The 9,313-nt window shown below is 49.0% G+C and carries 9 protein-coding genes; 6 read left to right on the forward strand and 3 right to left on the reverse strand.

Going from position 1 to position 9,313, the window contains the following annotated elements:
• Nucleotides 1–157 precede the first annotated feature (157 nt).
• Complete coding sequence (locus CSQ88_RS21175) at nt 158–847, reverse strand: OmpA family protein (RefSeq protein WP_099400048.1); 690 nt, start codon at nt 845–847, stop codon at nt 158–160.
• Nucleotides 848–1,197: 350 nt separating this feature from the next.
• Between CSQ88_RS21175 and gyrA the strand changes: the two genes are divergently transcribed.
• The 6 genes from gyrA (at nt 1,198) to CSQ88_RS21205 (ending at nt 7,968) form a co-directional block, all read left to right on the forward strand.
• A complete protein-coding gene (gyrA, locus tag CSQ88_RS21180) occupies nt 1,198–3,831 on the forward strand; it encodes a DNA gyrase subunit A (RefSeq protein WP_099400049.1) in 2,634 nt (877 codons plus the stop codon).
• A gap of 116 nt (nt 3,832–3,947) precedes the next feature.
• Nucleotides 3,948–4,403 (forward strand): PaaI family thioesterase, encoded by a 456-nt coding sequence (locus tag CSQ88_RS21185; RefSeq protein WP_099400050.1) that lies wholly within the window; start codon nt 3,948–3,950, stop codon nt 4,401–4,403.
• Entirely contained in the window at nt 4,400–4,816 is a 417-nt protein-coding gene (locus CSQ88_RS21190) for a PaaI family thioesterase (RefSeq protein WP_099400051.1), read from the forward strand. The genes CSQ88_RS21185 and CSQ88_RS21190 overlap by 4 nt, the downstream gene beginning before the upstream one ends.
• A 14-nt stretch (nt 4,817–4,830) precedes the next feature.
• Entirely contained in the window at nt 4,831–5,913 is a 1,083-nt protein-coding gene (serC, locus tag CSQ88_RS21195; RefSeq protein WP_099400052.1) for a 3-phosphoserine/phosphohydroxythreonine transaminase, read from the forward strand.
• Nucleotides 5,914–6,062: 149 nt separating this feature from the next.
• Complete coding sequence (gene pheA, locus CSQ88_RS21200) at nt 6,063–7,136, forward strand: prephenate dehydratase (protein ID WP_099400053.1); 1,074 nt, start codon at nt 6,063–6,065, stop codon at nt 7,134–7,136.
• A gap of 259 nt (nt 7,137–7,395) precedes the next feature.
• Nucleotides 7,396–7,968, forward strand: coding sequence for a TIGR00730 family Rossman fold protein (locus CSQ88_RS21205; protein WP_099400054.1), 573 nt, complete (start codon nt 7,396–7,398; stop codon nt 7,966–7,968).
• A gap of 130 nt (nt 7,969–8,098) precedes the next feature.
• Here the strand turns inward: CSQ88_RS21205 and CSQ88_RS21210 are convergent, their stop codons facing one another.
• Nucleotides 8,099–8,302, reverse strand: coding sequence for a hypothetical protein (locus CSQ88_RS21210; protein ID WP_099400055.1), 204 nt, complete (start codon nt 8,300–8,302; stop codon nt 8,099–8,101).
• A gap of 460 nt (nt 8,303–8,762) precedes the next feature.
• Nucleotides 8,763–8,963 carry a hypothetical protein gene (locus tag CSQ88_RS21215; protein WP_099400056.1) on the reverse strand — a complete coding sequence of 67 codons (201 nt, stop codon included), beginning with the start codon at nt 8,961–8,963 and terminating at the stop codon, nt 8,763–8,765.
• Nucleotides 8,964–9,313 lie beyond the last annotated feature (350 nt).

A 9,313-nucleotide genomic window follows, 5' to 3' on the forward strand; every position in this document is an offset into this window, starting at 1 on the left:
GTTTTGATACCCGCTTCGCCAGTTAAATATTGCTGAACGACAGAGAGCTTGAATTGCGTTGAGTACTTGGACATAAAAACACCCCAAAAATATGGACGGGTGTCCAACTTTTGGGGTGCAGTTCACACTGGCGGGGCTTTTTGTGCAGTCTAAGTGATTACTTAGCTGGAGTTACAACTTCTTTTGTGCCTTTGATGTCGATTTCAACGCGACGATCTGGAGACAGGCATTCGATCAACTTAGCGCGTTTTTTGATTTTACCGCAAGTGTCGCCTGTAACTGGCTCAGCCTTACCACGGCCTTCAAACTTAACTCTGCCTTCTGGAGCGCCTTTAGAAACAAGGTAATCCGCTACAGATTTAGCACGTTTTTCTGACAGAGGCTGGTTGTATTTGTCTGAACCGATACGGTCAGTGTAACCAATAACGTGTGCTTCACCGTCTTTAGGGTCCATCATTTTAACTTCTTCGTACAGCTTGTCCAAAGCGTCTTTACCAGCTGGCTTCAGAGATGCTTTGTTGAAGTCAAACAGAACGTCTGATTTCAGTGTGAAGTGCTTAGTGTTGATCACTGGAGCAGCAACTACAGGAGCCACAACTGCTGGAGCAACAACAACTGGAGCTACTTTAGCAACTGGTTTAACGTAGCCATCACAACCTTCAACGGTTGCGGCTTCTTTAGACCAGGTGCCTGTGCGCCAGCATTCGCCGATACCATTTTTAACAACGCCACCATTGGTATTTGCATTTTGTGTGTAAGCTTCAACGCCAGCAAATGCTGCAGTGCTCATGGCACCTAAAGCAGTTACAACGGCAAGGCGTGTCAGGGATTGCTTGATCGACAGCATAGTTTTAATCTCCTAGAGAATCATTTAGCAAGCTGATATTTATATTGCTTGTAGGTTCTGGATAAGCCCTGCCCGATAACCCGTCAAGGCTTTTTTTCCATACACGTGCTGCATTCTAATGGTTTCACAATGCTTGCGGCAAATAGTAAGGCTGTAATTTTTGCCGCAGGGGCTGATTCTGTTGTGGAGAGGCCCTGTTGAGGGTAGCTCAATTGGAGCATCTCCGCCCCCGTGGTACACTTAGTGATCGAACGCGCGTGCTGCAACAAAAGTGTTGTGGCATTGCAACGGCACCACCGTAAGTGTTTACGCGTGGTGCGTATTATATGACGCCCCGGCCCCTATCTAAGATGCTCGAAAACTTTGCCAAAGAAACAATCCCGGTAAGTCTCGAAGAGGAAATGCGACGCTCCTACCTCGATTACGCGATGAGTGTAATTGTAGGGCGCGCTTTGCCCGATGTTCGTGATGGCTTAAAGCCGGTACACCGCCGCATTCTGTTTGCAATGCATGAAAGCAATAACGTCTGGAATCGCTCCTATGTGAAGTGTGCCCGCGTGATTGGTGACGTGCTCGGTAAGTATCATCCGCACGGCGACACCGCTGCCTACGAGGCCCTGGTGCGGATGGCGCAGGATTTCTCCCTCAGATACCCACTCATTGATGGCCAAGGTAACTTTGGTTCTATCGATGGGGATTCTGCTGCTGCCTATCGTTATACAGAATGTCGTTTAGAAAAAATTTCATCCGAGCTGCTGGCTGATATCGATAAAGAAACCGTCGATTTCACGCCTAACTACGACGAAAAAGAACTCGAACCCACTGTTCTGCCTACCCGCGTGCCTAATCTTTTGATTAATGGTTCGTCGGGGATTGCCGTCGGGATGGCGACGAATATTCCGCCGCATAATCTCACCGAAGTGATCGATGCCTGTCTGGCCTTACTGGCCAATTCAGAGCTGACGATTGACGAGATTATCGACATCATTCCAGCGCCCGATTTCCCTACCGCCGGTATCATTTATGGTATTCACGGTGTGCGTGAAGGCTATCGCACCGGCCGTGGCCGGGTGATTATGCGGGCGCGTACGCACTTCGAAGATGTCAGCCGCGATAAGCAGGCCATCATCGTCGATGAGCTGCCTTACCAGGTTAATAAAGCGCGCCTTCTGGAGCGGATTGCCGAGCTGGTGCGTGAAAAAACCATCGAAGGCATTACCGAAATCCGTGATGAATCGGATAAATCCGGTATGCGCGTGGTGATCGAGCTTAAACGCAGCGAAGTAGCCGAGGTTATTCTTAATAATCTCTATAAGCACACTCAGCTGCAGGACAGCTTTGGTATCAATATGGTGGCACTGGTCGATGGCCAGCCGCGCCTGTTGAATATCAAGCAGGTGCTGGAATGCTTCCTGCGCCACCGCCGTGAAGTGGTCACCCGCCGTACTGTGTTTGAGCTGCGTAAAGCGCGCGAACGCGGTCATATTCTGGAAGGCCTGGCGGTTGCTTTATCCAATGTCGATGAAATCATCGCCCTGATTAAAGCCGCGCCAACGCCTGCAGAAGCCAAAGTCAGCCTGATGAGCCGCACATGGCGCTCAGAGCTGGTGGAAGACATGCTCAGCCGCACCGATGTCAGTGCATCGCGCCCGGATGGCCTGGCTGCTGAATTTGGCTTTGATCCGCAAAATGGCTATCGCTTGTCTGAAGTGCAGACTCAGGCGATTCTGGAGCTGCGTCTGCAGCGCCTGACTGGCCTTGAGCAAGACAAAATCGTCAGCGAATACCGCGATGTGATGGAAAAGATTCTCGATTTACTCGATATTCTGGCGCGTGAAGAGCGCGTTTCCGAAATCATCGTGACTGAGCTGAACGAAGTTAAAACTGTATTTGGTGACGTGCGTAAGTCTGAAATCATTGCCTACGGTGAAGATCTCAGCTTAGAAGACCTGATCACGCCGCAAGATATGGTGGTCACACTGACGCACAGTGGCTATATGAAAGCCACACCGGCCGATGAATACCGCTCTCAACGCCGTGGTGGCCGTGGTAAGCAGGCTGCTGCGACTAAAGAAGACGATTTTATCGACAAGTTGTTTGTGGCGAACACCCATGATTACGTCTTGTGCTTCTCATCGCATGGCCGTGTGTACTGGCTGAAAGTTTACAACGTGCCACAGGGTGGCCGTAATAGCCGTGGCAAGCCGATTGTGAACCTCTTGCCATTGCAGGAAGGCGAGAAAATCAGCGCGATTCTGCCGGTGAAAGAATTTACCGAAGATCAGTTTGTCTTTATGGCCACAGCGATGGGTACAGTGAAAAAGACTTCACTGGTTCATTTCTCGCGTCCGATGAAGAAGGGCATTATTGCTTGTGGTCTGGATATGGATGACTACTTGGTTGGCGTAGAGCTGACGCATGGTGGCGATCAGATCATGATGTTCTCTGACGCAGGTAAATCAGTTCGCTTCCACGAAGGTGACGTGCGTGCCATGGGCCGTACCGCTACCGGCGTGCGCGGCATGATGCTGCAGGAAGGTCAGAAAGTGATCTCCCTGCTGGTGGCCGAGCGCGACGATCAGCAGGTGCTGGCTGCAACCGAAAACGGTTATGGCAAGCGCACACCGGTCGGCGATTACCGCCTCACCAGCCGTGGTACGCAGGGCGTGATTGCAATTGATACCGGCGATCGTAACGGTAAGCTTGTTGCGGCGACCTTGGTTGAAGACTCCGATGACGTGATGCTGATTACCACTGGTGGCGTGCTGATTCGTACCAAAGTAGCTGAAATCCGTGAAACAGGCCGCGCGGCTCAGGGCGTGCGCCTGATTAATCTGGATGAAGGCGAGCATTTGTCAGGTCTGGAAAAAGTGTGCGAAACGGATTCAGATGACGATTTGCTGGAAGATAACGAGTTACTTGCTGAAGGTGAAGTTGCTGCTGACGCAGCTCCTGCAGAGGGCAACGAGCCAGCGGCTGAGTAAGCTTTTCTCATCGCAATAACAACACTGGCCTGCAAGACAGGGCAGTGTTGTGTGTGGAGTTTGCTGCGGCTGGTGCTTGTTTTAAACACCAGCCCTGCTCAAATAAGGGATGATCTATGAGCGAAGCGCCTGTTGCATCACCTGTATTATTTAATCAAATTTCAGAATGGTTTATGACCCTGCCGCACTGCCAGGTGCTGGGTTTTAAATTTGGCGAAGCGCATTACGGCAGCATGACCGTTTGCCTGCCCTTTAAAGACGAGCTGATTGGCAATCCTGCCACGCGGGTGATTCATGGCGGGGTTGTTACTTCCCTGGTGGATTCCACCAGCGCAGGCGCCATTTACACCATGCTCACCGAGTTGGAAGCCATTGCCACCTTAGACCTACGTCTCGATTATCTTCGCCCTGCCAAGCCGGATTTCCCCATTTATTGCACTGCTGAATGCTATAAACTCACTAAGCAGATTGCCTTTACCCGTGCCACGGCGTATCAGGAAGACATTAACGATCCTATTGCTTACAGCGTAGGTACATTTATGCGTAATTCCGCGCGCGAGGTGGCAGCATGAGCCCGCCCATTACCAGTTTTGATTCGCTTGCCATGGCTGTTGACGCCGTACCCTATGCCAGATTATTGGGGATTCAAAGCCGTGAAGAGAACGGTCAGCCTTTGTTTTTTCTGCCATTTCAGACGCATAACATTGGCAATACCATTTTGCCTGCCCTGCACGGTGGCGTGATCGGCGGCTTTTTAGAAACCGCTGCCATTCTGCATGTGATGTGGGCATCGGAGGCGCATAGCGTGCCTAAGATTGTTGATTTTTCGATTGATTACTTACGCACTGGCCGTCCGGCAGAGCTCTGCGCTCAGTGTGACATTATTCGCCAGGGCAAGCGCGTTGCAAATGTGCTGATGACTGCCTGGCAGGATGATCGCAGTAAGCCGGTGGCGGTTGCCCGCGCCCATTTTCTACTTGCCTAAGGGATAAGTTAGCCATGACTCAGATTTATAATTTTTCTGCCGGCCCCGCGGTGTTGCCGCGCGAAGTATTGCTGACCGTACAGCAAGAGCTGACTGACTGGCACGGCTCGGGCATGTGTGTGATGGAAATGAGCCATCGCGGTAAAGAATTTACGCAGATTATTCACGAGGCAGAGGCAGATCTGCGTAAGCTCTTGGATATCCCGAAAAATTACAAAGTGTTGTTTTTGCAAGGGGGCGCGCATCTTCATTTTTCGATGATTCCGCTGAATTTGCTGTCAGAGAATGGCACGATTGATGTGGTGAATACCGGCCACTGGTCCAAAATTGCCATCAAAGAAATGAAACGCTTTGCCAATGTCAATGTGATTGCCAGCAGCGAAGATCGTAACTTTAGTTATGTGCCGGCCGAATCGACATGGAGGCGCTCCAAAGAAGCGTCTTTGCTGCACTACTGTGCCAATGAAACAATCGGTGGCGTTGAGTTTGCCGATATCCCAAAAAGCGAAGTGCCGCTGATTTGCGATATGTCGTCCAATATTTTATCCCGCCCGATTGATGTGTCTAAATTTGGCCTGATTTACGCCGGCGCACAAAAAAATATCGGCCCATCCGGTCTCTGCATCGCCATTATTCGTGAAGATTTGCTTGGTAAATCGCGGACAAACACGCCAACCATGATGGATTACAGCGTGCATGCCGACGCCGAATCGATGTACAACACCCCTCCGACTTTTGGTATTTATGTGGCGGGCTTGGTATTTAAATGGTTGCTGAATCAAGGTGGCCTTGCTGCAATTGAGCAAAAAAATATCGAAAAAGCCTCCTTGCTGTATGAAACCATTGAATCATCTAATGGTTTTTATCAGTGCCCGGTGGATAAACCATTCCGCTCGCGCATGAATGTGCCGTTTAATTTAAAAAATGAAAAATTAGACGATGATTTTCTGGCTGGTGCTAAGGCAGCCGGTTTATTGCAATTAAAAGGTCACCGCTCAGTTGGCGGAATGCGCGCTTCAATTTACAACGCCATGCCGATCGAAGGCGTGCGTGTGCTGTGTGAATACATGCGTACCTTTGCAAAAAGCCACGGCTAGATAGCCTGAAAGAACGGCCTTCACAAGGCGGGTTGAACCCCCTGTTTTGTGATTGATCTATCCGCATCAAGTGTCTGTCTGGTGGCTGTGTTTGCGCTTAAGCGTTCGTGCGCAGAGCAGCCATCACCTATTTAAAATTCGAGAAATCAATGAGTGAAGAACAATTAAGCCAACATCGTGATGCCATTGATGCCATCGATGAACAAATTATTCTGTTATTAAATCAGCGTGCCAGTCATGCCCGCACCATTGGTGAGATTAAAGGCAGCGGGATTGTCTATCGCCCAGAGCGCGAAGCGCAGGTTTTATCGCGGGTAAAAGCTTTAAATCGCGGCCCTTTAAGTGGTGAAACCATAGCCAAGCTGTTTCGTGAAATTATGTCGGCCTGCCTCGCACTGGAACGCCCGATGACCATTGCCTATCTGGGGCCTGAGGGGACATTCAGCCAAGCTGCGGCGATCAAGCAATTTGGCCATGCGGCGCACACCATGGCTTGCTGCTCGATTGATGAAGCGTTCCGCGTGGTAGAGGCCAAAACGGCAGATTATGTGGTTGCTCCGGTTGAAAACTCCACCGAAGGCGCTGTGGGCCGCACACTGGATTTAATGGTCAATACCCCATTAAAAATTTGTGGCGAAGTAGTGCTGCGTATTCACCACCATTTGCTGCGCAAGGTGGAAGGCAAGGCGGGCTTGCTGCGTGTTTATTCACACGCGCAAAGCTTGTCGCAATGCCATGAATGGCTGAATAAAAATCTTCCGGCCGAGGTGCAGCGGGTGTCGGTTTCCAGCAATGCAGAAGCCGCACGTTTGGCTAGCCTGGATGAATCATCTGCGGCCATTGCCGGGGATGTCGCTGCAGAAAACTACGCGCTGCTGAGCCTTGCGCAAAATATCGAAGACGAGCCAAACAACACCACGCGATTCCTCGTGCTGGGCATGCAGGAAGTGGGCCCAAGCGGACGGGATAAAACCTCCCTAGTGATATCTGCGCCTAATCGCCCCGGCGCACTGCACACTCTGGTTGAGCCTTTGGCCAGAAACGGCGTATCCATGGATAAATTCGAATCCCGCCCAAGCCGTGCAGGCCTTTGGGAATACGTGTTCTTTGTGGATGTTGAAGGGCATGTCAGCGGCGCACCGCTGCAGGCTGCACTCAATGAGCTGGCTGATGTGGCCGCTTTTGTGAAGGTGCTGGGGTCTTATCCGGTGGCGGTGATTTAATTTAATTACCGTCTAAATGGAATGCCGCTCTTACGGGGGCGGCATTGTTTTTGTCTGTTATGTCCTGATTATCTGCGTGTATCAGTTCAAGGCTGAGTGGGTAAAATTTTAAAACACAGAGTATTGAGACGGCACAGCGTTTCGCAGAGAATACAAGGACTGAAGGGGGGCTTTGTGTATTCTGTGTCCTCGTTTGTGGTCAATATTTAGCTCTCTATCAGGGCAAAGAGAAGCTGCTTTTAAATCGCTAGGGTAAAAAATGAAATCGATAGCCGTTTTTTGTGGGGCCAGACACGGCCTTCGGCCTGAGTTTACGGCAGCTGCGCGCGAATTAGGTGCGCTATTGGCTGAGCGTGAAATCACCCTAGTTTATGGTGGTGGCCATATTGGCCTGATGGGGGAAGTGGCAACGGCGTGTCTGAATGCGGGCGGGCAGGTGATCGGGGTGATTCCGGAGTTTATGGTGGAGCGTGAATTGGCGCTGGAATCGTGTACAGAATTAATTGTGGTGGATTCTATGCACAGCCGCAAAGCCAAAATGGCTGAATTAGCCGATGGTTTTATCGCTATGGCAGGGGGCTTTGGCACTTTGGATGAAGTGTTCGAGATTCTGACCTGGTCACAAATTGGTTTACACGCTAAACCGGTGGGCTTACTCAATACTGCAAATTATTACGATGCGCTGACAAAATTTTTGGAAGGCGCCATTGCCGCAGGCTTTTTGGCTGAGGAGGAATATCACAAGCTGCAGTCTGCCCATACGCCAGCGGACTTGCTAGACATTTTAAGCCGTTTGCCCTGTGCGCCTGAAGGGCAGTGGTGGAAAGTGTAAGTGATTAGCGGCTGACTTTCTTTCCGTTTTGTTCATGCCCCTATATAAAAACGCCATCAAAAATAGATGGCGTTTTTATATTTAAAAGATAATACTGAAGAATTATTTTATTTAGTAAGAAAATTTAAATTTACTTAATTTTGGCCGCAATTGGCAGGCCGCGATGTTTTAGTAAATGGTTGATTGTGGTTTTATTGTACATAATTTCAATTTCAAAATTGCTGGCTGGCAAAGTGCCATTAAACGGCTGTTCGATATCTCCTTCCAGTAATTGGTTTTGATAAATGGCATAAAATAGACGCTTGCCTGGATGCCCAAGTGTGTTGGGCGGCATGGTAATAACCAGTAGTTGTTGTTGGCCAATATTCTGAATTTCATAAGGCTAAGCAGGGGGACTGCATTTCAGCTCTCCATTATCGTCGCTACTAAAAATGGCCCGTTTATTGATGCCATCAAATTGAATCTGGCAATTAGAGTTGGAGTAAAAATTAATAAAATCGTCAATTTTTTTAAATGAGGTGCTATTGCTGATGTGACTGAAATAGGTGGTTTGTACTGGGCTGCTGCCAACATAATAGGCTTTAGATCTGGCCGGGAAGGCCGGTGCGGGTGTTTTAAAAGACGATAGCCGGGTTGGTTTGGGTTGTTAATCGCAATAGGGTAATGCTCGTTGGCAGTGAATGACTGATATCTTTTTCAACCGCACTGAATTTATATTTAAGTCTGCTCCTAAAGTCCACAATTATATCATTGCCATCTTCGCTGCTCAGGCTGGAATTATCAGTGAGTTGAATCTATTTTCCATCAATCAGGTGGCGCTTATTGTCAGGGCTGAGTGGAAGATCTTTCCACTGCTTGCTATTCCAGTCATAGTTCAGTAATTGGCTTAGTAACTGTTTGTTGCCTTTATCAATATTAATGGCTTCATAACTATTTACGCGGGCTTCAGTTTTGCCATTGACGATGGCTTGGCTGATCAGCTCTTTATAAAGCATATTGCTTTGTAATGTAGCGGCATAGTTAATGCGGCTAAAACTGCTTAATAAGCGCTTAGTTTATGGTCGTGGGGGCGTTGTTGCCCGATGCGTCAGTGGATGGATTGGTTTCATCTCCACCGCAACCAATCAAAGCCAGGGTTGCGAGAGGGGTAAGGTATTTTATTAAATGCATTACATTACAAGTAAACTTTAAAAAGCTCAGTGCAATTAGAAGACGCTAGGGTCTGTTGCAATGCTGTTCACTTTATAGTCAAATGATGGATAATTGATAGATAATTTCTTTTTTTCATTAATCATGAAGTATGGCGAGCAGAGCTGCACATTTGGAAGATTCGATTCGAATATCT

It is taken from the genome of Iodobacter sp. BJB302, from assembly GCF_002735645.1.
GTDB lineage: Bacteria > Pseudomonadota > Gammaproteobacteria > Burkholderiales > Chitinibacteraceae > Iodobacter.